This window comes from Mucilaginibacter sp. GW821-FHT07G05 (assembly GCF_059418565.1).
In genome coordinates this window covers 19615-43562 of the sequence record NZ_JBWKQC010000012.1, presented here as the reverse complement: position 1 = coordinate 43562, position 23948 = coordinate 19615, and the positions used below count along the sequence as shown (strand labels likewise).

The 23948-nt window shown below is 43.6% G+C and carries 21 protein-coding genes; 4 read left to right on the top strand and 17 right to left on the bottom strand.

What is annotated here, in order from left to right; translation table 11 throughout:
• Positions 1 to 65: 65 nt before the first annotated feature.
• The 4 genes from AC07NA_RS23400 to AC07NA_RS23385 form a co-directional block, all read right to left on the bottom strand.
• Positions 66 to 1190 (bottom strand): TIGR03364 family FAD-dependent oxidoreductase, encoded by a 1125-nt coding sequence (locus tag AC07NA_RS23400; protein WP_494900210.1) that lies wholly within the window; start codon positions 1188 to 1190, stop codon positions 66 to 68.
• Positions 1187 to 2497 carry a DUF5690 family protein gene (locus tag AC07NA_RS23395; protein WP_494900208.1) on the bottom strand — a complete coding sequence of 437 codons (1311 nt, stop codon included), beginning with the start codon at positions 2495 to 2497 and terminating at the stop codon, positions 1187 to 1189. Before AC07NA_RS23395 ends, AC07NA_RS23400 begins: the two co-directional genes overlap by 4 nt.
• A 1-nt stretch (position 2498) precedes the next feature.
• Positions 2499 to 3188, bottom strand: coding sequence for an HAD-IA family hydrolase (locus AC07NA_RS23390; protein ID WP_494900206.1), 690 nt, complete (start codon positions 3186 to 3188; stop codon positions 2499 to 2501).
• 102 nt (positions 3189 to 3290) lie between these two features.
• A complete protein-coding gene (locus AC07NA_RS23385) occupies positions 3291 to 3869 on the bottom strand; it encodes a helix-turn-helix domain-containing protein (protein WP_494900204.1) in 579 nt (192 codons plus the stop codon).
• Between the two features lie 380 nt (positions 3870 to 4249).
• On the opposite strand from AC07NA_RS23385, the gene AC07NA_RS23380 reads away from it, so the two are divergent.
• Complete coding sequence (locus AC07NA_RS23380) at positions 4250 to 4951, top strand: 3'-5' exonuclease (RefSeq protein WP_345212926.1); 702 nt, start codon at positions 4250 to 4252, stop codon at positions 4949 to 4951.
• Entirely contained in the window at positions 4948 to 6855 is a 1908-nt protein-coding gene (locus AC07NA_RS23375; protein ID WP_494900202.1) for a DUF294 nucleotidyltransferase-like domain-containing protein, read from the top strand. Before AC07NA_RS23380 ends, AC07NA_RS23375 begins: the two co-directional genes overlap by 4 nt.
• A gap of 70 nt (positions 6856 to 6925) precedes the next feature.
• Here the strand turns inward: AC07NA_RS23375 and AC07NA_RS23370 are convergent, their stop codons facing one another.
• Together AC07NA_RS23370 and AC07NA_RS23365 are read right to left on the bottom strand one after the other, a co-directional pair.
• Positions 6926 to 7723, bottom strand: coding sequence for a polysaccharide biosynthesis/export family protein (locus AC07NA_RS23370; RefSeq protein WP_345212924.1), 798 nt, complete (start codon positions 7721 to 7723; stop codon positions 6926 to 6928).
• A 12-nt stretch (positions 7724 to 7735) separates the two neighbouring features.
• Positions 7736 to 8896, bottom strand: coding sequence for a DUF1972 domain-containing protein (locus AC07NA_RS23365; RefSeq protein ID WP_494900200.1), 1161 nt, complete (start codon positions 8894 to 8896; stop codon positions 7736 to 7738).
• A 249-nt stretch (positions 8897 to 9145) separates the two neighbouring features.
• Between AC07NA_RS23365 and AC07NA_RS23360 the strand changes: the two genes are divergently transcribed.
• Entirely contained in the window at positions 9146 to 9811 is a 666-nt protein-coding gene (locus AC07NA_RS23360) for an acyltransferase (protein WP_494900198.1), read from the top strand.
• Positions 9812 to 9820: 9 nt separating this feature from the next.
• On the opposite strand, the gene AC07NA_RS23355 is transcribed toward AC07NA_RS23360, so the two are convergent.
• From AC07NA_RS23355 to AC07NA_RS23315, 9 genes are all read right to left on the bottom strand, one after another.
• Positions 9821 to 10093 carry a DapH/DapD/GlmU-related protein gene (locus AC07NA_RS23355; protein WP_425562996.1) on the bottom strand — a complete coding sequence of 91 codons (273 nt, stop codon included), beginning with the start codon at positions 10091 to 10093 and terminating at the stop codon, positions 9821 to 9823.
• 292 nt (positions 10094 to 10385) lie between these two features.
• Positions 10386 to 11105, bottom strand: a complete 720-nt coding sequence (locus AC07NA_RS23350; protein ID WP_494900197.1) for an acyltransferase — start codon at positions 11103 to 11105, stop codon at positions 10386 to 10388.
• The gene (locus AC07NA_RS23345) at positions 11095 to 12234 is read right to left on the bottom strand and encodes a glycosyltransferase family 4 protein (RefSeq protein ID WP_494900196.1); all 1140 of its coding nucleotides are present in this window, start codon (positions 12232 to 12234) and stop codon (positions 11095 to 11097) included. Before AC07NA_RS23345 ends, AC07NA_RS23350 begins: the two co-directional genes overlap by 11 nt.
• Positions 12235 to 12238: 4 nt before the next feature.
• Complete coding sequence (locus AC07NA_RS23340) at positions 12239 to 13531, bottom strand: glycosyltransferase family 4 protein (protein ID WP_494900195.1); 1293 nt, start codon at positions 13529 to 13531, stop codon at positions 12239 to 12241.
• 12 nt (positions 13532 to 13543) lie between these two features.
• Positions 13544 to 14308: a glycosyltransferase family 2 protein gene (locus AC07NA_RS23335; RefSeq protein WP_494900193.1), complete on the bottom strand. Its 765-nt coding sequence runs from the start codon at positions 14306 to 14308 to the stop codon at positions 13544 to 13546.
• Between the two features lie 11 nt (positions 14309 to 14319).
• Entirely contained in the window at positions 14320 to 15588 is a 1269-nt protein-coding gene (locus AC07NA_RS23330) for a hypothetical protein (RefSeq protein ID WP_494900192.1), read from the bottom strand.
• A 1-nt stretch (position 15589) separates the two neighbouring features.
• Positions 15590 to 16249 (bottom strand): acyltransferase, encoded by a 660-nt coding sequence (locus tag AC07NA_RS23325; protein WP_494900190.1) that lies wholly within the window; start codon positions 16247 to 16249, stop codon positions 15590 to 15592.
• Between the two features lie 35 nt (positions 16250 to 16284).
• Entirely contained in the window at positions 16285 to 17646 is a 1362-nt protein-coding gene (locus tag AC07NA_RS23320; protein WP_494900188.1) for a lipopolysaccharide biosynthesis protein, read from the bottom strand.
• Positions 17647 to 17656: 10 nt separating this feature from the next.
• The gene (locus tag AC07NA_RS23315; protein WP_494900186.1) at positions 17657 to 20053 is read right to left on the bottom strand and encodes a GumC family protein; all 2397 of its coding nucleotides are present in this window, start codon (positions 20051 to 20053) and stop codon (positions 17657 to 17659) included.
• 297 nt (positions 20054 to 20350) lie between these two features.
• Here AC07NA_RS23315 and AC07NA_RS23310 point away from each other — a divergent pair, with 297 nt between their 5' ends.
• Positions 20351 to 20551 (top strand): hypothetical protein, encoded by a 201-nt coding sequence (locus AC07NA_RS23310; protein ID WP_345212912.1) that lies wholly within the window; start codon positions 20351 to 20353, stop codon positions 20549 to 20551.
• Between the two features lie 258 nt (positions 20552 to 20809).
• Here AC07NA_RS23310 and AC07NA_RS23305 read toward each other — a convergent pair whose 3' ends face one another.
• Entirely contained in the window at positions 20810 to 21265 is a 456-nt protein-coding gene (locus AC07NA_RS23305) for a MarR family winged helix-turn-helix transcriptional regulator (protein ID WP_345212911.1), read from the bottom strand.
• A gap of 117 nt (positions 21266 to 21382) precedes the next feature.
• The gene (locus tag AC07NA_RS23300) at positions 21383 to 23947 is read right to left on the bottom strand and encodes a DUF5686 and carboxypeptidase-like regulatory domain-containing protein (protein WP_494900184.1); all 2565 of its coding nucleotides are present in this window, start codon (positions 23945 to 23947) and stop codon (positions 21383 to 21385) included.
• Position 23948: the final 1 nt, after the last annotated feature.

Genomic DNA, 23948 nt, shown 5'->3' with positions numbered 1-23948 from the left:
GCGCCCGGTAGTTAAACCAGACGCATTTTTCTCTATTTAGGTTATTGAAAAGCTCAATTAGCAGATCACCTGCCCGCAAAATATTGCTCGCAAAGGCCGAATGACAGTGTCATCCCGTTGCCGCCAACACCGTTGATGATGGTTACACCCGGTTCCGGATCGGTGATAAATTCGGTTTCGCCGTTCATCATTTTTGGGTAGATGCCATGCCACGATTGCAGCAGTTTCCAGTCTTTAAAAGTAGCGAAGGTATGCAGGTAGTCGGTAATTAATTTGTTAATAAATTCCTTATCGAACGGATCGTGCACCAAACCATATTCGTGCGAGTCGCCTATAGTAAGTTCGCCGCCGCCATTTTGCGATACCATTACATGGATGCCCCATTTTAAATGTTCGGCATACTGTTCCTCATAACGCTGCTTAAGCGCAGGTAATGAAGCAGCTATCTGAAAACCTGGATAATGGATCATAGATAAACCACCGCAAAGCGACGGACCTATGCGCCAACCCTCGGGCTGGGTAACCAAACGCATCATTTGCAGTTTACATTTGCTGATATTGGTTTGCAGGAATAATTCGGGATACAGGGTTTCAAAATCGGCACCGCTGCATACAAATATTTCGTCGGCCTCCCAGGTACGTTTACCGGAGTAAACCTTTGGCGCTTCAATTTGGCTTATGGCCGTGTTCCAATGAAACTCAACACCGAATTTACCGGCAAGGTAAGCGGCCACCTGCCCTACCGCTACACGTGACTCAATGATCATTTCTTCGCCGCTCCATAAAGCGCCCTTTAAACCATCCGGGTTTACAGCCGGTGATCTTTTCAGTGCTTCGGCCGGTGTAAGTAAGGCGCAGTCGCGGTCATTTTTGTTGGCTTCCACATAGTCGGCAATTACCTGTAGCTCATCATCATGATAAGCCAAATGCAGCGAGCCAACTTCGTCATGCCAGATATCGGCTTCGGTACAAACCGTTTTCCAGATGCTGCGAGACAGCATGGCCCTTTCAAACATTGGCCCGGTGGCCTGCCCTATTGGCCACACCATACCAAAATTACGTATTGATGCACCCACAGCACGCTCGTTACGTTCAAATACGGTGACTTTATAACCTCGTGTAGCCAGTGCCCTTGTCGTTGCAAGGCCCACTATGCCTGCTCCTATAACTATTGCCGACTTTTGTTTCATACCGTGATGATGTTTAAATTTTTAGCGCTTTTATTACTTTTTCGCGCGCTTTGTAAAAAATATATTAATGACATTACCGCGCTTACGCCGCCAACTATGGCAACAATCAGAACGCCTTCCTTAAAAAACGCGCCCCAGCTAATGGTAGGCCTGCCCAGTTCTTTGATGAGTAGTACGCTTACGCTGCCTAAATATCCGGCGGCATCGGCTATGTACATCACAAAACCGACGTTGCTTCGGTATTTGAATGAAGCGATCATCCGCTCGAAGAAAATGGCATTGTAGGGTACATAACCCAGGTATAAACCTAACCCGGCCATGGTCATCCAAGTTATTGGGCTGATGGCTTCCAGATCAAACAATATGGTTGACACGCCTACCAGCACACAACCGCCGATGATCATGAGGTGAATAACGCTGAATGCCCGTAAGTTCTTTTTAATGAGGATGAGTAAGCTCATGGCTACCAGTACAATGACAGAGATAAGCGTATCGATATTGGTATAAATACTGTTGCTTTTCACACCCAGATCAGCCCAGATCTCTACCTCGAAATTATCGCGTACATCGCGCATTATGGTGAGCAGTACGTAAATAATAAGCGTGAGGATAATACCCGGCAAAAAACGCATGATAAATTGCCTGCGTTCGGTGGCGTTCATGGGTGTGCGCTCGGCACGCTGTTGTTTATCTTCTGCGGATGGTTGCGGTATCAGTTCCAAACAAAAAACGAACAGCAGCAGGGGCAGTACAAAAATAGCCCCGGTGATAAACGGCATCCAATATTCGTTTACATGGAACGCGCTAAGCAGCGTACGCCCCACAGTTTTCACAAAACCCGACGCGAATATTAAACTTATAGACATAACGGCTGCCATAAACTCGGTTGAGCGGCGGCCTTCGAGATACCCGAAGACCAACCCCCATATCATACCGAGCGGAAAACCGTTGATAAAAAGAAAAACTATATTGTAAGGTGCAGGTACAAACGCAAAGCCCAACAATGCCAGCCATGATACACCAATGAGCAGCAATATGCTTTGCGCCCGCCTGGCCGGGTTTACTTCGGCAATAAACTTTATACCGTAAAATTTACTAAAGGTGTACCCCACCACCTGCGCTATTACCAGCCAAACCTTATAATCAACATTAAAATAATGCTGACCGGTAAATGTACCCGCCGCAAAAGCCTTGCGGAAAGCGTACATAGAAGTATAAGCCCCAAAAGCAGATACTGCTGCCATTACCGATAATAAAGCGTAAGGCCATCCCGCGACCTTTGCGCGCAAATTGTTAATGATACTCATTTTATTTGGCGCTAACTATGTCAATAACTTGTGCTATATCGTCAATTATATGGGTTGGATGGTAGGCTTCCAGCTCGGTGCGGGTGAATGTGCCGGTGGTTATGCCTATTACATATTTACAACCTGCGTTTTGGCCTTCGCGTACATCAACTTCGGTATCGCCAATTTTGGCTACTTCTTTAGCGGTTTTAATGCCGGCGGCATCCATCATTTTCTGGATCATGTACGGGTGCGGGCGACCAAGCTCTACTTCGTCAGATCCTACCAAATAATCTATCAAACCTTTTTCCTGCCATTGCAGGCGGTTTACTATAGCGTCGGCAATATCGCGCGAGAAACCTGTATTGATACCTACCTGTATATTTTTGGCACGGAGCGCGGCAAAAGTTTCTTCTACATTGGGCAATGGCTCAATACCGGGCGCTTGCCGGTAGTGCAGTATCATTTGCTGTACAAACTCCTTGTGTATTTTGCCTACCAGTTCGGCAGTGATCTTTTCTTCGCGACGCTCGTGCAGGCGCAGCATTTGCCTGATGGCCTGATTTTTTTCGTAGCCCATCAATGGATCGATCAGCTCGACGGGAACCTCGTAACCAAACTTTTTCAGCGCCGCCTGAAAGGCTTTGCTTACATCGTGGTCGTCTTTAACCGTGGTACCGGCTATATCAAATACTACTAATTTTATTGCCATTTATCGCACAAATAAAGTTTAACAATACTAAACTTTGTTTATTAAAATCAAACTAATTTTGTGTTAAAGTATAGTTAAGTATTAATGGCGAAATAAAACCGGCTATTTTTTATCTTCAAAAAAGTAAATCACCAGCATGGTAGCGCCTGTATCGCTAAGGCTGCGTGGTGTATGGGGTATACGGCCGTCGAAAAGCATCGAGTCGCCTTCGTTAAGCGCTATCAGGTCATCATTAAACTGATACTCTACCCTACCCTTTAGTATGTACTTATACTCAAAAGCTTCGGTTTCTACCAACGGACGATTAGCATCGGGAGTTAACTCCAATATAACGATATCGATGGTTGATTGCTGTATAGATTGTGTGAAGATACGCTGGTAACTGAAGCCATTGGCATGCTCCTTCTCAAAATGATCATAATCTTCCTTACGTTTTATAAGTATAGGCTGCTGATTATCTTTTGAGCGGATATCTTTAAAGAACTCGTTCAAATCTATATCCAACGATTTAATAATATCTATCAATACTATTAATGATGGTATAGTACGGCTGTTCTCAATTTGTGAAATAAGTCCCTTACTTACATTGGCCCTTATGGCAAGTTCCTGTACGGTTATATTCTTTTCGCGACGACGTTCTTTTATTCGGTTACTTATCTGTAGCAGGATATCCTCTTCCATTGGTATAAGGTAGTTTTAAAAGTTACAAAGTAACTAATAAGCAAGTGCATTAGAAATAGGTTAACGGGTTAATATCTTTTAAACAAAAAAGCAACGGATGTTTATGAAGATATAAAAACCTGAATTCCAAACAGTTTAATAAAAACCTAACATACTGTTAGCCGCTCACCAATAGCACAATGTTACAAACACTTAATGTTTTCATAATATGGTTATCCTATTTTATGTATAAAAATATAACGGCAATCGCTTTATATCAAAAAAATCAAAGTCGCGGTAGCATAATAGTTACCGCGACTTTTTTGTGTGGTTTGCTGATAAAAGGTAAATTATTGTAAATTCACTGCCTAAACCTGCCGTATGGCCAAACCTGCTATTTTGTGAGTGATTATTTTTTGTTTATTGATACCGAAGCTTCCGGGTTGCCCAAAAACTGGTCGGTGCCTTATACGGCCGTCGATAACTGGCCTCACGCGGTTCAGGTTTCATGGATAATTTATAATCACGATCGTGAGGAGATAAAACGGCAGGATCATTATATCCGCAATACTGATTTCGAGATCAGCGAATCGGCCTTGCGCGTGCATGGCATCACCGATGAGTACCTTGCCCAACATGGCAAAAGCCGCAGCGAGGTGATGAATTTACTGGTGAACGATATGCTAAGGTTCAGGCCAATGGTTATAGGCCATTTTATCAAGCTCGATTATTATGTGATCAGCGCCGACCTTCACCGTGCAGGCATTGATAATCCATTGCACACTCTCCCCGTTTTTTGCACTATGCTGGCTTCAAAATACCTGGCCCGCAATCCCATGCCACGACAGCTGCGATTAGATGAATTATACAGGGTACTTTTTTACAAAGAACTGGAAGGCCAGCATAATGCGCTGGTGGATACCGAGGCTACCGCGGAATGCTATTTTGAACTGCTTAACCGCGGCGAAATAACCTCAAAACTTATTGATGAGCAAAACGCGGAAGCTGCTAAATGGCGAAATCCTACAGGTAAAAATACAGGTTGCGTATTACCTGCGTTATTAGTAGTATTGATAGGCATTTTAATCTTTTATCTGGTATGAATGAACGATTGGAATTTCTTAAGAGCGTAACACCGTTTAACCTGCTCCCCGAAGATACGCTGCTGCAAGTGGCCGACCAGTTGCAGGAGATCAGCTATAATAAAGACACCATTATTTATCAGCAGGAAATAACCAAGATGAAGGGTGTGGATATTATTGTGAAAGGCCATTACGAATCTTTTTTTTACGATAGCGCCCAAAATAAACGATTGGTTGAGATACACGAACCCGGCTTTTGCTACGGCGGCGTATCGGTATTGCTCAACAGGCGGCAGTCGTTGCGTACGGTAATGGCCACCAAGGGCACCACAGTTTACTTTTTGCACCGCCGCGATTTCAGGGCGCTTTGCAAATCGAACGAAGCATTTTTCCAGTACTTTTCGTCGGAGTTTGGCAAACGTATGCAGAACGAAGAGTTTGTGCATTTTTTTAAGCGCCCCACGGCCGTTGAAGAAGATTATTCGGCAGCCGATCAGCTATATTCGCGGAAGATAGAGAGCATTGAGTACCGCTCCATTGTAAAATGCAGCGGCCTTACCCCTATCCACGAGGCGGCGCGTATTATGGCTGCGCAAAAAGTGAGCTGTCTTTTCATTTGCAACGAACAACATAAAATTGAAGGCTACGTAACCGATATTACCCTGCGCGATAAAGTGATAGCGCAACAACGTAATCCACAGGATGCTATCAATACCGTTATGGATAAACCGGTGGTAAGTGTTGATGCCGAAGCTTATGTTTACGAAGCCTTGCTAATGATGTTCAGCACCAAAACACGTTACCTGCTGGTAAAACGCGATGGAGATTACATCGGTTTTTTAAGCCGGAACAAGTTATTAAGCGAGCAGGCGCAATCCCCGCTGGTGTTTATTCAGTCGGTAAAGTCGGCCGTTTCTGATGATGAATTGAAGCGCAAATGGGATGCCGTACCAGCCTTTGTGAACCAGCTATTACAACGCGGGGTACATGCCCAAATAGCCAACCAGGTAGTAACCACCATTGCCGATACCATTGCCCAAAAGGTAATTGAGCATGTAATTGCCGGTTTAGGGCAGCCGCCTGCCAAATTTGTTTTTATGGTGCTGGGCAGCGAGGGCCGTAAAGAGCAAACCTTTAAAACCGACCAGGATAACGCCATTATTTACGAAGACAAGGCCAACGAACACCGCGAACTGGTAAGGGATTATTTCCTGGAGTTTGCCACGCAGGTATCAACCAAGCTGGATACCATTGGCTTTAGCTTTTGTACCGGTGGCTTTATGGCGCAAAACCCTAAGTGGACACACTCGTTATCGCACTGGAAAAAGAATTACGAGGAATGGATGGACGAATCGGTACCGGAAACGGTGATCAATTTTTCTACCTTTTTTGATTGCCGCACCATTTATGGCGATGATACGATAATGGATGAGCTGCATGATTTTTTGGGCGAAAAGTTACAGGAACCATTAGGCCGCTTATTTTTCCACATGGCTAAAAACGCTTTGCAATACGAGCCGCCGCTAACCTTTTTTAACAATATCCGTACCTTTACTAAAGACTCGCGCGAGGTATTCGATATTAAAAAAGCCATGTCGCCCATTGTTGACCTCGTGCGGGTTTACGCGCTTAAGAACAGCATTTTTGAAGTAAATACAGGTGAACGGATGAAAGCGCTGAAAGAGAAAAGCATCTTCACCGATGCCGAGTATAATGAGCTAACACAATCGTACTATTTTTTGATGAGCATGCGGCTTAAAAACCAAACCATACAGCTGCTGCACGATCATACCTCGCCGGATAACTACATAGATATTTCGGGATTGAGCAAAATTGAGCGGGTTACGCTGAAGGAGATCTTCAAGGTGATTCAAAACTTTCAAACTAAAATAAAACTCACCTTTACCAGCAGCCTGCTTGGATAGCATAAAACTTGTAACGATTACGGTTAACAGACAGGCCTCGCGCCGTCATTTGCAACCGTAATCGTGTATTTTACTTGGCTAAAGTCAGTATAATTAGCGCGGTGTTCAGTAACAGCAAAGCGGGCTGTGCTATTAAAGAAAAATTTTGTAATTTCTCGCTGCGGATGGCGCGTTTGTTTTGCGCCACATAAACAATGTCCTGGTTTTGCAGTACAATTGCCGGGTTGGTGAGCGAGTTGATATCGCTTAAATTTATCACCGTGGTTTGCGGATTTGATGTCCCCCCGCGAATGATCTTTATCGTTTTTTCGTTCGCCTTATCTGTTAAACCTCCGGCCTCGCCGATGATGTCAACCAACGTGGTTTTATCTTTAATTAACGGGTAGTTGCCGGGCACTTTTATTTCGCCAAAAAGGGTAACTTTCAGGTTAACTATCTTCACCTCAATAATGGGATCTTTAAGCAGTTTTTCTTTGTATGATGCCTCTATTTTCTTGGCAGCTTCCAGTCTTGATAAACCCGCCACCGGGATGCGGCCTATAACCGGTAAGGCGACTGTTCCATCTTCCTCTACCTGGTAAGCCTGGCCCTGCGCGTTAGCTGATGATGATGAGCCGCCGCCCGATGGTGTGGCAGCCGATGAAACATCTTCAACTATGTATTTGATATTTTGCAGGTTACGAACCTGCAAAATATCCTGTGGTTTAATTTTATATATCGGTGCTTCGTAGCCTGTGTTGCTTACAGGTGCCGCGCCCACCGGGTTTTCAAAAAGCACCTGGTTTTGTTTGTACGAGCACGAACTGAATAACACGGTGGCCATGCTGATGAGGCAAAGCAAAGTAAGAAACTGTTTTTTTATAGGCATATATGGTTAGGTTTATGAATTTTCAAGCACTAAAGCAACCTCGGTACGGCCGGATACATTCGGGTATACTTTGGTTCTTTCCAAAACTATCGATTCAAAATGGCTTGCATAAGAATTGATGATGTTTTCGCAGGTATAAATATTGTTAATTTTATCCTTATTATTCACCAAAAACTTATTATAAACACCGCTGCTTTTTACGGCGGCTATTAAACTATCGGCCACTTCATCGGCATTTGCAAAATACAACGCGTCATCACCCAAAATGGCTTTGTTAAACTTGTTATTGTGCGAGCAGATCAGGCTGTTTGATGCCATTGCCTCCAGTAACGAAGGGTTGGTACCACCCACTGTATGCCCGTGGAAGTATACGTTAGAATGATAGCGCAGGTTGTTCAATTTACCCATATCATAAATACCTCCGCAGAAAACAATATTATGATGATCTTTAAATTTATCTTTAAGATAAGTGCCGAACGTATTATCTGTACAGCCTACCACCAAAAACTTACGGTTAAGCTTTGATTTGGCCACGCCATCCAGTATGATCTCTACACTGTTTTCCGGCTCCATACGGGCAATCAGCATATCGTAGTTGTATGGTTCCAGCTCATAATCGGCCAAAATTGAAGTCTTGGGTTGTTCAAAAACGATAGCTCCGTACGGTATATAGGTTGACGGTTTATGATATTTTCCACCCAAATAACGTTGTATCTCTACCGAATCGGCAATTAAATGATCACTATACCTTACGGCCAGTTTCTCTGCAAATTGCAGGAACTTTTGTACCGGTTTTGAATACTTCTGACGTTTCCATTCCATGCCATCCATATTGGTGGTAACTACGGCATTGCGCGGCAGCAACCATCCCCAAACCGAACCGCTGGTGTAACCCAATTGAAGGATCACATCAAACTTATCTTTACGCACATCTTTTATGCAGTTAAGATCGTAAAGAAACTGGCCTATTGTACCCAGCTTAAATTCCGGATCGTAACAGTGCCGTATCTCCACCCCGTTCCAGTCTTTTTCCTGGTAAGGATGGTTGTGCGAGTTGTAAACTACAACCTCATAGCCCTTTTTTGCTAAGCCTGCCGCTAAATATTCGGCACATTGTTCAAAACCTCCGTAGTGGTTCGGAATTCCCCTGGTTCCAATGATGGCGATACGCATATTCTCAAATGTTTTAGTTCACGGATATAATTAATTACTATTTTTGAGTACCTGATGATGTGTTATCCCCCGGCTTCAAAAGTTTAATAATTATACGGACGAAAGCCCTTAAATGCCGTGTTTCAGGCTGTTATGAACAAACTGAATGAATTTGTTCACAGGCGAATAGAATAGATATTATGCCGAATTGGAGTTGTAAATAAATTGTGGTATAATTAAAGTATAGCTACATTAAACAACTATCAACGTATGAGCAAGGTGCTGAAACTGCTGAAAAGGATCAATCTTAAAACCATTGTTTTCAACCTGAAATACTTCCCTTTTAAAACCGCTGTTAAGCTGCCTGTATTTATATCAAACAATGTATACTTATACAAAACCCAGGGAAAGGTTACGCTGAACGGCCCCATTAAAACGGCCATGGTACAAATTGGCTACGGTCGCATCGGCATATCTGATTTTAAGCGGTCGCGGGCTATTTGGGAGGTTTACGGCGAAGTGGTATTTAACGGCAGGGCCTTTATTATGCACGGCTGCAAGATCAATGTTGGCCCCGAGGGACAGCTGATTATAGGCGAAGATTTTAACATGAGCACAGAGTGCGCGCTGGTAGCCGCCAAAAAGATAGAGATAGGTAACCAAAGCGGCATCTCATGGGAATCATTAGTTATGGATACTGACTTTCACCATATATTCGACGAGAACGGCGAAGTATTCAATCATCCTAAAGAAGTAATTATTGGCGACAAAGTATGGGTGGGTTGCCGTTGTACTATATTAAAAGGTTCTGTTATCCCTTCGGGAAGTATTGTGGCGGCTAATTCGCTGGTGACCAAAAAACTGGTGGGCGAAAACAATATTTTTGGCGGAAACCCTATGCGGGTACTCAAGTCAAATATCAGCTGGAAGCTTTAAACCGGATTGTTATATGATGGGCAATATGGCATCGCCCAGATCATAAGTAAGATCTTCCATTCGTTTGGCTATGGGTTTGGCCGGTATGCCGCCTACCACGGTGTAAGGCTGCACATCTCTGGTAACCACCGCCCCCGCGGCTACAACTGCGCCCTTGCCAATGGTTACTCCCGGTAAAATTACCGAACGTGAGCATAGCCAGGCATAATCTTCAATTACTACCGTTTTACCTACCTGCGCAAAATCGGTAGTATTATAATCGTGGTGCAGTGTCCATATCATTACCTCGTTACTGATGTTCACATTACTGCCTATATGCAAACCCATGCGGGCATCAAGCAGGGCGTTATGACCTATGATAGAGCTATTGCCCACCCGCAACTTCCATGGACTACGTACTTCAAAGCCCCTGTAAATACCCACCCGACTGCCTATTTTTGCTTTTAACAAACGCAACAGCCCAATACGCAATGTGTGAAACGGCAGCCAACTGATAAAGCCGCAGGCGATAAACAGGCATGATCCTTTAAACTTATTGAAACCGTTGCTCATTATACTGTATCTGTAATTAATATTATACCGGGATATCCCTGCTGTTTAGTTCTTTGCGGCTTTTTAATACCCGACCCGGCACACCTGCCACTACCGAATTTGCCGCTACCGATTTGGTTACGATACTGCCCGCTGCTATAACGCAACCTTCGCCAATGGTAACCCCGGCTAAAATGGTTACACCGGCACCAATCCAGCAATTGTTTTTGATAGTAACCCCGCTGCGCGATACACCCTGGTCTTTAATGTTCACATGCAGATCGGAAAAGTTATGGTTCTCTGAAAATATCTTTACCCCAGGCCCTATGATCACGTTATCCCCTATTTCAATTCCCCCCTGCCCGGCTAAATATGTGCCCGCGTTAATGCCGCTGTTATCGCCAATGGTAATGCCTTTGCCTTTTTGCGATATTACCCCTGTGCAAATAATGGTGCAGTTGCGGGCTATGGAAACATTGTTTTTGATATTGATACCATCGAACGATAAAGCGTTAACATACACATTATCCTCCAGTATCAGGTTGGTGCCTGCCGAAAACAGGTAGGCATGTTTGATCACCACGTTTGAACCCATAAACACCAGACCGTGCGAGCTTTTGAAGAACATTTTGCCCCATGCCCCACGCAGCAACTGGCTAAAGCGCCCCGACAGGATCACGAATAATTCCTTCAGGCTGTAGCTGTTCTCCCACTTATAATCGGGGTTGCCTTTTAGTTTGCGTATGATCTTTTCAATTAACATACGCGTTATCAATTATGTTGAGGATTTTATTAGCCGAACGTTCCCAGGTAAAGTTTTTAGCGTGGTTGATACCTTCGGTAACCTTTTGGCGGTAATAATCTACATCGTTTAGCAGGTTATTTATTTTGTGGGCGATATCGAAAGTGCTATCCGGGTCGATATAAACCGCCGCGTCGCCGCATACCTCGGGCATAGCCGTGCGGTTTGATACCACTACGGGCACGCCGCATTGCATGGCCTCCAAAGGCGGTAAACCAAAGCCCTCGGCAAATGATGGAAAACAAAAGATTGTCGCCCGGGCGTAGATCAGGTAGAGGTCTTCCTCGGGTACATGCCCGGTGAACACTACCCTATCCTTTAAATTGCCGGCTTCAATATGGTCTTCAATTTGCGAATTAATGCTGCCCTGTTCACCCACGATCACCAGTTTAATAGCCGGGTCATCTATCAATGCCAGCGCTTTCACCAGGCTGATCAAATTTTTTCGGATGTTCACCCTCCCCACACACAGCAAGTAGCGGCCGGGCAAATTATACTTGCGGGCTACATCGTCCATTTGCTGCAAGGGGTAGCTGGATAATGTTTTGAAATGATCGTTTATACCATGATACACCACAGCGGTTTTGTTTTCGCTGGATACATGATTTTTTACCAGTCGCTCCTTTTCCGTACCCGATATGGTGATGATCATATCCGCACGGGCGGCGAGGTACTTCATGTTTTTAAAGTAAAGCAGCTCGGCTTTGGTATAATATTGAGGATGATCGAGAAACAGCACATCATGTATATAGGCAATAGTATACAAACCCAGCGACCATAAACTGCTGAAATTTTGAAACAGCATTACTTCGATATTATGTTTCCAGGCCACGTAAGGAATGATGAGCATGTTGGATAACAGGTTGGGCACGTTTGGCAAAAAAATAAGGTTTATCCCTGCCGGGAAATGTGCAATGGCCTGCGCTTTCGATTTTTGGGTAAGCAGCAGGTAAATATCATAGCGGCCACGGTTGTTGCGTATAATTTCGTCTACAAGGTTTTTTACCACCATGTTACCACTCGGCGGCCCCTCGAAGAACCATTTGGCATCGATACCTAATTTTATCTTGCTGTTTAAGTCCAACTTCATTTGGTTATGCCATTAATATTTCAGGAACCCGTTTACGCTCGTTATGCAATGAAATTGCCTCGTTGTACATATTCTCTAACCGTACCAATCGTTTATCCCAGCTGTGCGAATCGGCGCAAATACCTGTGTTTTTGGCCAGTATTTCCAAGCGTTGCGGATTGGTGAGTAATCCGTTTAAAGCCACAGCCAAATTGTTCACCATCATATCGCGGTCGTCTATATCTATACGGATGCCGCAGCTATCGCAAATTACATCACGCATGCCGCAATGGTTAAGCGCCAGCGTGGGTACGTTAAAGCTCATGGCCTCAAATATTACGGTAGTATTATCTTCGGCAATACTGGTAATAATATGTAGATGCGATTGCGCCATTACGTTTATAGCCTCTTCCCGTTTTAAGTGGCCATGCCATTTAATGCGGTCGCCTATATTTAATTGGCTTGCTTTGAGTTTCAGTTTTTCGGTAAGCGGACCGCTGCCTAATACATTGAGTACCCAGTTGCTCGCTTTAACCTTAGCCAGTGCATCAAGGCATAATTCCAGGTTTTTACGTTCAATATGACTGCCAGACCATACCAGTTCTACCTTTCCGTCTGCAATATTTTTAAACTTATCGCGATCAAAAGGCATTTGCTTTAAAATGCCTACCTCTGGTAAGTAATAGCTATCCCTCTCAAACTTTTCTTTCACTATTTCCCTGCCCGATTGCGTGGAGGTGAACAATACATCGGCCTTTTCAAAAGCAGTTCTTATTCGGCCCGAATTAAGCTGATAGGTATTAATACTGTTCTTTAACCGAAACTTTAACCGGGTTAATAGAGCTTTGCCCTGCAACAGGCGTTCATCTGTGAATATCATCCCGCCTATCGGCCCCCAAACCATTGGTTTATTCAGTTCCCACAAAAAACCCGGCTCACGAAAACCAATAGGCCCCAGTTGGTGCACTACATCAATATCAACCCTTTTTAAAATTTCGCGGGCTGTTTTTAGAGCCTCCTTTTGCCATAAATAATAAGCGAAATAAAAGAACCAGCCCAAGCCAACCTTGTTCAGCAGGTTAATGGTATTGGCCAGCCAACTCCCGCGCACCTCAATAAAATGAACCGATGGCAGCGGATGGTCGATAATATACTGCCGCATGGTTTGCGTATCGCCCATGTGATCATCAGACATGCCGTACAGTACCCACAGTTCATGATGATCGGCCAGTTTGGTAACCGTGTTCCAGGCCACCGCAAACTCCGACCCCTTCACCGGGGATAAAGCATAAGCCGATATCAGTATCTTTTTTTTCACAGGCTAATAGCGTTAGTTTAATTGCGTTCTGAAAGGATCGTTGTACACAAAGCGCCAGCGCAGGCGGTTCAGATAATTGAACACGTACGAACTGATGTAATTTAAACCGCGCAAATGCCTGCGCATTACGGCCAGTTCTTCACGGTGCATTTTAGCGGTATCGCTGCTTACACCGGCGGTGCGCATGTACACAATCAAACTATCTATATATCTTATTTTGAAACCTTTACGTTTTATACGTAAAAACATATCAAAGTCCATGGCTATTTTTAGGCCTATATCGTAATTGCCGACTGCCTGATAAACCTCGCGTCTTACAAAACAGGTTGGGTGCATAATATACATACCGAAGTTGAGCCAACCCACCTTGCTCTTTTTCTCCTTCTCAAAACCATTGTTACCCACCAACATAATATTGCCGCAGCAAACCACATCCTGCGGGGTTACATTATCCATCATTACTTCTACCGCGTTTGAGGTGTACCAGTCGTCGGCATTGATCATGCCTATCCACTCGCCTGTGGCCATGGCAATTCCTTTGTTAAAACCATCGCCAATACCCTTATCCGGGCCGGATACGAAACGGCTGATCTTGTTGCGGTATTTCTCTATAATGGCCAGTGTACCATCGGTAGAGCCACCGTCAACTACAATGTATTCTATATTCGGGTAGGTTTGCCCTATCACGCTCAATATGGTTTCTTCAACAGTTGCTTCGGCATTGTATACGATGGTTATTATCGTAACTTTTACAGGATTGGTGTTTGTCTGTTTCATATATCTAATAGCTAAGAGGCCTGAAACCCGGTTACTTTTATTTCAATTGGTTTTTCCATCTCCTTCAGCTTAAACAGCAGCGAGTGGAAGTTGAGGTAACTATAGCCCAGCGTTATCATGATGATGCTCATCTCCACATTAAAAAACGCGGTAACTATGTAATTGGTAAGCAGCAGACTAAGTATACAGCCCACCGTTAAGGCGGCAAAAAGGCGTATTACAGGCTTTCCGCGCGCATCGGCATATTTTTTCCAGTTGATGGCAATGAGGGTGAAGAATACAATAATGTAGGCCATTACACCCGTAATACCCGTTTTTACCAGTATATACAGCCAGCCATTATGCAGCACGGGGATAAACTGAAAATCAGAATCTTCGCCCAGGCGCACAAAGGTTTTAAGGTCGATCAGTTTACCCAGACCGCCGAAGATCCAGTCTTTCACATCGCCTTCGGCATAACCTTTTAGTGCCATAAATGATTCGTAACCACGGTATTTGGTATTGATATCCTGCTCGGTATTGTATTCGCCGATGCTCATTTCAGAGAAAGAGTGCAGTATTTTATTTACGAAGGGATTGGATGAATCGCCCTGCAATAAGTTGAACGGCAACACGATGAATATACTTGCGATGATAAAGATGATTGGCAGTATCCATACCTTCTTCATTTTATCGGCCACCAGTAAAAACAGGAAGCATAACGTAATGATGAGATAAGTACGCGACGCGAACATGTAGATACCGAACGCGTTAATGGCCACCAGGGCGTTAAACATCATAGGTTTATACAGCCTGATATTAAACTTATAAGTAAGCAGCAAACACGCGAATGCTATGGGCGGCCCCGGCGTACCCACTATACCAATGGCATAATGCGCCGAATAAGGATCGGTAAGCGCGCCAAAGCCTACGTAGGATACCGATATAGCCGTAACCAAACCCGTTACTACTGTACCCGCCACAACCAGCGTTTTCAAAAAGCTTTCGATAGTGATACGGCAGGCCAGCACTATGCCCGACGCGATGAAGAGCACCGGCATCAGGAAGTAGTAAAAATCTTTTATAATTAGGTAGTTATCGTTTTTATACCCGGCAATAAGGCCCAATACCGAAGGCAGCAATAACACCGCGAACAAGCGGGCCATTTTTATGGCGGTAAAATGCCACTGCATGGGCATGGCAATTATAAACAGCGCTATAGCCAGTACAATAGCCTGCATGTGAAAGTACGATGCCAGTATCAATACCAATAATAAAAGCGGATATACTCTTTGTGCCATTTTATGCTGTTTTAAAAGCCGGTTGATAATAAGGCGATGTATCGCGGATGTAAACCGCCGGATTGCCCGCCCATATCTGCTCATCGGGAATGCTTTGAAACACCACCGACCCCGCGCCAACTATTGAATTTTTACCTATGGTTACCCCTTTTAATATGGTGGTGTGTCCGCCTATAAAAGCACCCTCTTTTATTACTACCGGTTTGGTTTTTACACCATCTAACCTTTCGGGAATGCTTTTGCGCATATCGGCGTACAGCGAGTGGAAGTCAGTATCGTATATCACGGTATTGATGCCTATTTTCACGTTATCGCCAATGCTGATGTTGTTGTGGCAAATAATGGCTACCGAGGTTACGCCTACGTTGTTACCTATGGTAAGTTCGCCGCCGGCAGCTACTACAAAATAGCATTGCTGCTGCCTGCCCCCCATGGCATGGTATTTACCGCCGTTGAACCAGAATTTTTTACCGATGCTGAACTTCCCCTTCATGTTTATATCTAAAATGGGGATACCATAGCCTACAAAATCTCGTTGAAAATCGACCCCGTTAAGGTAAAACTTAAAGCAGGATATAAGCCACGAGTACCCCCGCGACAGTTTATAATACAAAAACCGTAATCCTCTGTAAATCTTCCTGATGAAATAAATCGGGCTCATACGCTAAATATTTATACCTGTTTATTCAAAGCACGCTAAGCATTAAAAATGCCGGTAGCGGTACGGTTAATTATTTTATTTGTTTGGATAGAAAAAGTTATGCCCATAATGACAAACAGAATGATGTTTGACAGCGTAACACCTGCTATACCCAGCAGCCGGCCTAAAAAGATGGATAGCGGGATGTTGACTATCGACCCTATTATCCCCAAATACACCTGCAACTTTATTTTACCTATGCCATTCAATAACTGCACGTGTATAGCTTGCCAAATAATGGTGATGGTGTACAGGCACATGGCTATTGACAGCGTTATTGGCATAGTAATGCTTTTACCCAGCCATACCTTGTACAGCCATGGCGATACAATAAGCAGTAGCACCGAGCAAAAACTCAATACCAGCCACAATTTGTTGATCTTGTTCACCGCGTTGCGAATCCACTCATAATCGTTTTTGGTATAGGCCTCGGTAAAGGCACTCCAAAACGGGGTGATCACAATTACGAAGAACATCAAGATAATAGAAAACAGCTTGTACGCTACGTTAAACGTGGTTACTTCTTTAGGGCCAAACAACTGTGTTATAACGATATTATCCGTTTCGTACAACACCAGCGCATTGATCTGAATAATAAAGAAAGCACTGCCTACGGCCAGTAACTGCCTGGCATATTTAAAATTCACGTATTTAAACCCAGGCGCAATGTGCTTGTATTCGCCGCGGTAAAACCATATACTGCCAAATATTAAAACCACCAGTGGGATACCCGCTATTACGATCACCAGATCTGTCAGTGTACCTTGTTTTACATTGGTGAGTACCAGGATAGCCGCCAGCGAACAGATCTGCCCTATCAGGCTTATCAGCGCTACCTTTGCAGGCACTTGGTTAGCCGTTAGCACATTGTTAATCAACTGAATAACAAACTGAAAGCAAAAACAACCGAACACGATCAGCACCACACGACTCAACTCCGCGCCTGAACTACCTTTGGCATTGAGCACCGTACGCCAGTCGATAAACGGGTTTACAAAATAAAACACCAAAAACATCAGCAAAGCGATGATAAACAGCAGCGCATAAGTAGAACTTATATAACTGCGTGCTCCCGAGACATCGCCCAGCGTGATCATGGTGGTGAGCTTATTTTTCAGGCCATTACCCAGCCCCATATCAAACAGCCCTGCCCAGGTAATAATAGAACTTAGCGTAAGCCAAATACCATATTGGGTTGGATTAATGTAATGGATAGTAAGCGGTATCAGTGTAAGAGAAACGGCCACACTGCCGCCTTTTAACAGGATGGATTTTACGATGTTCTTTTTTGTTTTTAAAGAACGCTCGTGCCCCCTGTTAAAATAACGGTGGAGATTGGTTTGGATAGTTTGCAGCATAAAGTTTACTTTATCTGGTTACCGGCTTTAATCTTTTTATCAGTGCCGAAAACTTGTTGCTGGTTGGTTCGGGTATTTGGTAGCCGTAATTACCATAACCGTGGCCATAGCCTGTTATGCTATTCTTTTTAATTTCGATATCATTTACTATAAGGTACAGGTGTTTTGCCTTTTTAGTTTTGTGCAGATCGTTCACTATTCCCAGCTGCGATTTGAGCGTGTAGTTTTGCCTTACCACGTAAAAAGTAATGTCGGAAAACTCCTCAATAATCAGCGCGTCAGATACCATGCCTACCGGGGCTGTATCAATAATCACATAATCGAAACGGGTTTTCAGGTCATCTATCAATGTTTTCAACTTGTCGCTCATCAGCAGTTCTGCCGGGTTTGGCGGTATGGGGCCCGATGAGATGAAAGAGAAATTATCGTTAAAGGTTGATGGCTTGATGAGTTTATCAATGGCATTCTTTTCGCTTGATATTACATAATTGGTGAAGCCGTAATTGTTATCAACCCCAATATTTTCGAGCAGGCGTGGTTTACGTAAGTCGAGCTCTAACAATACAACTTTTTTGCCCGAAAGCGCGATGGAGTTACCCAAATTAAGCGAGATGAATGATTTACCCTCGCCGCTCATGCTGGAGGTGAACAGGATCACATTACACTTTCCTTTTTCGGTAACGTATTTTAAACTGGTACGCAAGGCCCTTATTTCTTCAGATATGATAGACCTGTTATCGTTATACACCAACAACTTTTTACGGTTTACATTGCGGCTGATTTCGCCCAGCAGCGGCACATTGGTATGTTTCTCAATATCTGATTTGGTATTGATGCGGATGTTAAAGATCTCCTTGGCGCTTAAACCCGCAGCCGGTATAAATACCCCGGCAAACAAAGCGATCATATAGATCAGTGATTTTTTGGGGGCGAATGGCTCATCAATGCTTTCGGCTTCATCAAGCACCCGGCAGCTGGCCAGCGTAGCCGTTTGCGAGATGGCCGTCTCTTCACGCTTTTGCAGCAGGAACAGGTAAAGATCCTGCTTCAAGCTTTGCTGGCGGGCGTAGTCCAGGTAGATTCGTTCTTTAACAGGGGCGCTTGATATTTTACCTTCAATGGTGGCGTTCTGCCTTTTAAAGGCCGACAACGATACCTGCAAACTCTGTCTGTAATTTTTCAGGCTCGACATCAGCGCAAGCCTGGCCAGCTCAATTTGCTGATCGAGGTTCTTGATAATATTGCTCGATTCGGTTAATGTCAATTTCAGTTGCTCTCTGCGCAGCAGCATTTCGTTATAGCCGTTTATAGCCGTACCAAATGCCATATCCTTGGTGATAAGCGAGCTTGGTACAACCTGCGGATTATTGCCATCGTTAACGTACTTGTACAAATCGTTAGCTATAGCCAATTGCACCTCGTTATCATTCAGTTTGCCCTGATATTCGTCGGCACCGGTTATCAATGCCTTGGCCTGGGCGTTAATGTCTGATATTTTGTTTTTTACCTTGTATTGTTCCAGTGTTTTTTCGGCATTATTCAGTTCGGTACCAACCACCGCCAAACGGGTGTTGATGAACTTCATGGTGCTATCGGCAATACGGATCTTGTTGGCGCGGTTGTTTCGCAGGTAAACTTCCATTAGTTTTTCAAGTACCTGCTCACCCCGTTTAGGATTATTGTAGCTTAATTGCAGGTTAATCACGGTGGCTTGCTTATCATCCAACCCTACCGCGAAAGCCGAAGAAAGTTCTTTCTCTGTTTGTTTAATGGTTTTTACAACCAGTTTATAATCGCCCTGCGGCTGAAAGTATTTTGTTTTGTTGAGGGTAACATTATAATGATCAAACGATACGGGCTGACCAAAAGTGGCATTTTCCAGATTGTCGCTTTTCAACTTGCCTATTTGGTAGTGGCTTGCATCGGTTACTATTATCTTATATCCATCCAGCTTTAACGAATCAGATTTGTAATCCATAGTAACGGTAAAAGGAGCTTCGTCAAATAATTCGTGCTGCCTTAAACCATTATCATCATACACATGCACGTTAAGCTGCATATCGGCTATAACCGTTTTCAGTAATCCGCGCGATTGCAAAATCTTCACCTCGTTATCGGCACTGTTCTTCATATCGAATATCGAGGCCATATCGGCATTTAAACCATTAGTAAGCGATTTAGCCGGTGAGTTATTATCTTCCTCAACAATTACTTTACTCAATATATTCCACTGGTTGGGGGCGTATTGCACATAAAAGAACGCGGCACCAAGGCAAACAATTAAACTTAGTACAAACAAGTACCAGTAGTTACGGCATATAGCCACCAAATTTCGTACTTCACCCGGGCCTTCCTCCTTTTTGTATGTAAAGTCAAGTTTATCGGCTAAGATGTCTCCGTTGTTCATATCATATAGTGATTAGATGTTTTTCAAAACCAGCCTTATCAATCGCAGCTATCCTTATTAAATTCCCGCTGTTGAAATCATACGCATCGCAGGCATTTTGATGCTCCGTTTAATACGGTCTTATTTATTGGAAAGTTAAGTGAGAATTGCCGTTTCGAGCTCAAAAAGGGCAGAATGAACAAAGTGAACACGTTTATTATAATGAACACAATAAATACTATACTTTATAATATTTAGATATAAATATGTATTAATTATATTCCTGTAACTGACCAGGCTACCTAAAAGATAAGTGATATGGCCGAGAATTTTTACGATAAGACCCAATTTCTGGTAATTGGCTTAACCCTGATAACAGGTGTATCGGGTATTTTAATACTACGCAAACTAAAGATAAACCCGCTCGATTACAAATTGAACGATGAACAGTCGGACAGGCTGGTGATGGGCGTTTTCCATTTATTGATCAGCGTTATATCGATACTATTTATAGTGTAGTTTACGATTGACTCACCCGGTCTACGCTTCGCTGGACCACCCTCTCTGAGCTTTGCTCAAAGAGGGTTATTGATACTAAAATCAAAAATCCCTCTTTACGTTTACGTAGAGAGGGACGACGAGCAAAGCGATGTCAGGATGAGTGAAACTATAAAGCAAAAAAAACGGCCGGTGGGTAAACCACGGCCGGGCGATATATAGGATGTGTCTTTGAATATAAAGCAGGTTATCAGTTTGTATTAAACCAGCCTCTTATTGTTAAACACAGTTATTTTCTTCGTGAAAAGTGATCAGCTTCAGCATTACATCTATAGCTATCTCGTAATTTTTAACTCCTACTACTTTTTTATATTCGTCTTCTAATTCAAACACCTGTTTCTTTACGTTCTGGTAAAAGCTTTCGCCCTCGTTGGTAAGGTATAACATGGCTACACGCGCGTCATTAGCACTTTTTTCGCTTTTAACAAGGTGTATGTTCTCCAGTTCTTTAATTACCTTACTGGTAGCCTGCTTGGTTACGTTAAGCTTGCCGGCAAGCGCGCTGTTTGATATACCTGTAGTGCCAATACTCATTAACAAAGGCAGGTGCGAATTATTAAATCCTGGATGCCCCACACTGCACAAACGTTTATCCATCCACTGATCGGTAAAGCGTTTAAGCAAATAAACCAGCTTACATGCAACTCTCTTACTATCCTCGTTCTGTGTATTCATTATCTTTCTCCGCTGAATATTTAAACTAACAGGGTGTTTAAAAAACTATATGATTATAATATGCAATTATTATACCGTTGTGTATTTAATACGTCAACCCGGTTTACTAAACTACAATTAAAAATCAAATTTCACTAAGGTTCTTACGCCCCACTCCGGCGCGCCCGGGTGGTCGAGATAAGTGAACCTTTTAACAAGGTCAACACGTATCAGTTTAAATATATTTCCTATACCCACGCTGCCTTCCATATACGGTGTTGAACCTAACGAATAGGTACCGCCGCCCGCATTAGGGAAGCGTAGTAACGAATGATCGTACGCAGGGTTGTTCTCATCTCTTACACCGCCCCAAAGGCTCTTAAAGCTAACAACCTCACGCAGTTTCAGCTTTTTAAGCAATGGCACGCGGTTAAAAATGTAACCGTTAAAGTTATGGTCAATAAATATGCTGGCGTAGTGGTCGCTCACAAACTCCTGAAAGTTCATCAGGTTGTACGATTGTAATTGCAGCGCATAAGTTTGGTTGGCGTGGTGAATATCCAGCAACGGGAAAGGCACTTTGCCAAACAGGTAACCACCCTCGGTAGTAATATCGGTATAACCTAATTGCGACAGGTAGAAACGTTTGCTGATATTACCTACCAGGTTTGAATAGCTGTAATCGCCGCCAAAGAAACCTTTAATACCCTGTGTATAGTTTAATGTAAAAATCGGGTACTTATCAGGAATTGGCGTACGGTATAATTTGCCCTGATAAAACTTCTCATGCGGAGCGTAACGCAGTTGTAACGACAGCTCTGTAGTATGGATCAAGCCTACATTGTTAAGCTCGCCGTTCGGCATCAGGTTTTGGAACAATAAGGCGCCGGCAGGGCTTTGGTTCCATTTTTTAAAGCCAACCGCGTACGAGAAGTGGTTCAGGTACTCGTGCACATAATCAAACCTGAAAATGTCGTTGTATAACCAGATATCATTATCGCCCCTTTTAAACGACAGGAAGAAGTTACTCTCCTGAACAAATTGCAGCTCTTGTCCCGGTATTTTTGTATCGTGCTGAAAACTTGCCCTGATGTAGTTTTGAGGGAATGAATAGATCGACTTGTTATTTAACGAATATGTTGAGCTTAAAAAGTACTTAAAACGTTCGTCTTTTGCACCATAAGCGCCGTAAGTTTCAAAATAGTAGCGTGTGCTTAACGAGGTAGTGGTACGACCGCCTAACCTGCCGCGGAAACCTTCTACCGGGTTAAAGCTATAAAATGTATTGATAGGGCCAACCTCAAACGGACCGAAGTTTTTGTAACCGGCCAATACCAGCGTGGCAATATCCATAGTACGCCTGAACGATGGGATAGTTTGCAGGCTATCAATGTTTTTATACACCATGGCTGATGCCGAATCCAGCTTTACAGGGCGGCTTGCTGTCCAGTACAGGTCATCCTTTTTCTCCGCATTTGAAACAAACACCTGTGCAGGGCCATCGTAAGTTTCTTTAGGACGTGGGGTGTTGATCACAAAATCGTTAATGGTAACCAAACGCTCACCGAAGATACCGCCGCCTTTGTTTTTGTTCAAACCGAAATCGATACGCAGATTACTTTGGCTCAGGTGGTAACGGCCATCATTGTTTTTCTCAAATGATAGCGAGGCCTCCATTTGGCGCACAAAGTTGAGGTTGATGTTTTTATTAACGGTTAAGAACGCGCCTTGCACGGCATAGTTGCCATCCATGGTGATGTATATTTTACCCTCAAACAGCATGTTATTGGTGTTGCGCGGAGTAAAGCTCAACTCAATCAGTTTTGGCGATTGATCTTTAAGCGTATCGGTAATAAAGAACTTGTAAAAATCGGGAGAGTTATTGGCAATAGGGCTCAACAACTGGTTGCTCAATAAGGATACGTTATTATCATAAATATTGATATCCTGGTACATACGGTTAAAGTATGCGGCCAAACCCTGGTTATCAACAAAGTTCTCATCGTACTTTACCTGTTTGTTGGCTTCAATTATTTGCTTTTTAACATAAGGCGCTTTGCGGAAGTAATTGCTCGATAGCTTTTCTTCCATATAAAGCGGCAGCAATGTTTTACCGCCGATAGCTGTTGAATCTTGCTGCTCGCGGAACAGGAACTGGTAGTTTTTAAATACCCGGCGCTGCCTGAATTTATCCGACAGGTTACTTAACGAAAAGGCCATCTTTTCGTACTGTTTGTACTCGGCGTAGTTATAGTTTTCTACCTGGTTTTGCGCTTTGTGGGCAATAACCTGGCGAATGAGTTCAACAGCGGGATTATTCTTGTTGGTATATTTCTTCTTCTTGCCCGATTTAATAAGCACTTCGGCTAAGTTATTACGTTCTTCGGTTAATGCTATATTGATGGTTTGATCTTTACCTACCTCAATATCTCTTAACACGGTGCGGTAACCCACAAAAGATACCTGTATCTGCTTACGGTCGGTTGCGTTGGTGGTTAAGCTGTAGTGGCCTTGTCCGTCGGTGCTCATACCTTGTGAGGTACCGGCAAAAGCGACAGACACATAAGCCATAGCTTCATGTGTGCGGGCGTCGGTAACTACCCCCTTTACCGTTGTTTGGGCAAAGCTTGTTGTAAACGATGCCAGCACGAGGGCTATCACCGTAAGGCTTCTATGTATGGTGGAGGCGAAAAACTGTTTCATT

What these genes read in the sequence shown, in the direction of transcription:
- AC07NA_RS23400 (WP_494900210.1), bottom strand. Translation starts at nt 1,190, where the DNA reads ATGAAACAAAAGTCGGCAATAGTTATAGGAGCAGGCATAGTGGGCCTT.
- AC07NA_RS23395 (WP_494900208.1), bottom strand. Translation starts at nt 2,497, where the DNA reads ATGAGTATCATTAACAATTTGCGCGCAAAGGTCGCGGGATGGCCTTAC.
- AC07NA_RS23390 (WP_494900206.1), bottom strand. Translation starts at nt 3,188, where the DNA reads ATGGCAATAAAATTAGTAGTATTTGATATAGCCGGTACCACGGTTAAA.
- AC07NA_RS23385 (WP_494900204.1), bottom strand. Translation starts at nt 3,869, where the DNA reads ATGGAAGAGGATATCCTGCTACAGATAAGTAACCGAATAAAAGAACGT.
- AC07NA_RS23375 (WP_494900202.1), top strand. Translation starts at nt 4,948, where the DNA reads ATGAATGAACGATTGGAATTTCTTAAGAGCGTAACACCGTTTAACCTG.
- AC07NA_RS23370 (WP_345212924.1), bottom strand. Translation starts at nt 7,723, where the DNA reads ATGCCTATAAAAAAACAGTTTCTTACTTTGCTTTGCCTCATCAGCATG.
- AC07NA_RS23365 (WP_494900200.1), bottom strand. Translation starts at nt 8,896, where the DNA reads ATGCGTATCGCCATCATTGGAACCAGGGGAATTCCGAACCACTACGGA.
- AC07NA_RS23360 (WP_494900198.1), top strand. Translation starts at nt 9,146, where the DNA reads ATGAGCAAGGTGCTGAAACTGCTGAAAAGGATCAATCTTAAAACCATT.
- AC07NA_RS23355 (WP_425562996.1), bottom strand. Translation starts at nt 10,093, where the DNA reads ATGATATGGACACTGCACCACGATTATAATACTACCGATTTTGCGCAG.
- AC07NA_RS23350 (WP_494900197.1), bottom strand. Translation starts at nt 11,105, where the DNA reads ATGTTAATTGAAAAGATCATACGCAAACTAAAAGGCAACCCCGATTAT.
- AC07NA_RS23345 (WP_494900196.1), bottom strand. Translation starts at nt 12,234, where the DNA reads ATGAAGTTGGACTTAAACAGCAAGATAAAATTAGGTATCGATGCCAAA.
- AC07NA_RS23335 (WP_494900193.1), bottom strand. Translation starts at nt 14,308, where the DNA reads ATGAAACAGACAAACACCAATCCTGTAAAAGTTACGATAATAACCATC.
- AC07NA_RS23330 (WP_494900192.1), bottom strand. Translation starts at nt 15,588, where the DNA reads ATGGCACAAAGAGTATATCCGCTTTTATTATTGGTATTGATACTGGCA.
- AC07NA_RS23325 (WP_494900190.1), bottom strand. Translation starts at nt 16,249, where the DNA reads ATGAGCCCGATTTATTTCATCAGGAAGATTTACAGAGGATTACGGTTT.
- AC07NA_RS23320 (WP_494900188.1), bottom strand. Translation starts at nt 17,646, where the DNA reads ATGCTGCAAACTATCCAAACCAATCTCCACCGTTATTTTAACAGGGGG.
- AC07NA_RS23315 (WP_494900186.1), bottom strand. Translation starts at nt 20,053, where the DNA reads ATGAACAACGGAGACATCTTAGCCGATAAACTTGACTTTACATACAAA.
- AC07NA_RS23310 (WP_345212912.1), top strand. Translation starts at nt 20,351, where the DNA reads ATGGCCGAGAATTTTTACGATAAGACCCAATTTCTGGTAATTGGCTTA.
- AC07NA_RS23305 (WP_345212911.1), bottom strand. Translation starts at nt 21,265, where the DNA reads ATGAATACACAGAACGAGGATAGTAAGAGAGTTGCATGTAAGCTGGTT.
- AC07NA_RS23300 (WP_494900184.1), bottom strand. Translation starts at nt 23,947, where the DNA reads ATGAAACAGTTTTTCGCCTCCACCATACATAGAAGCCTTACGGTGATA.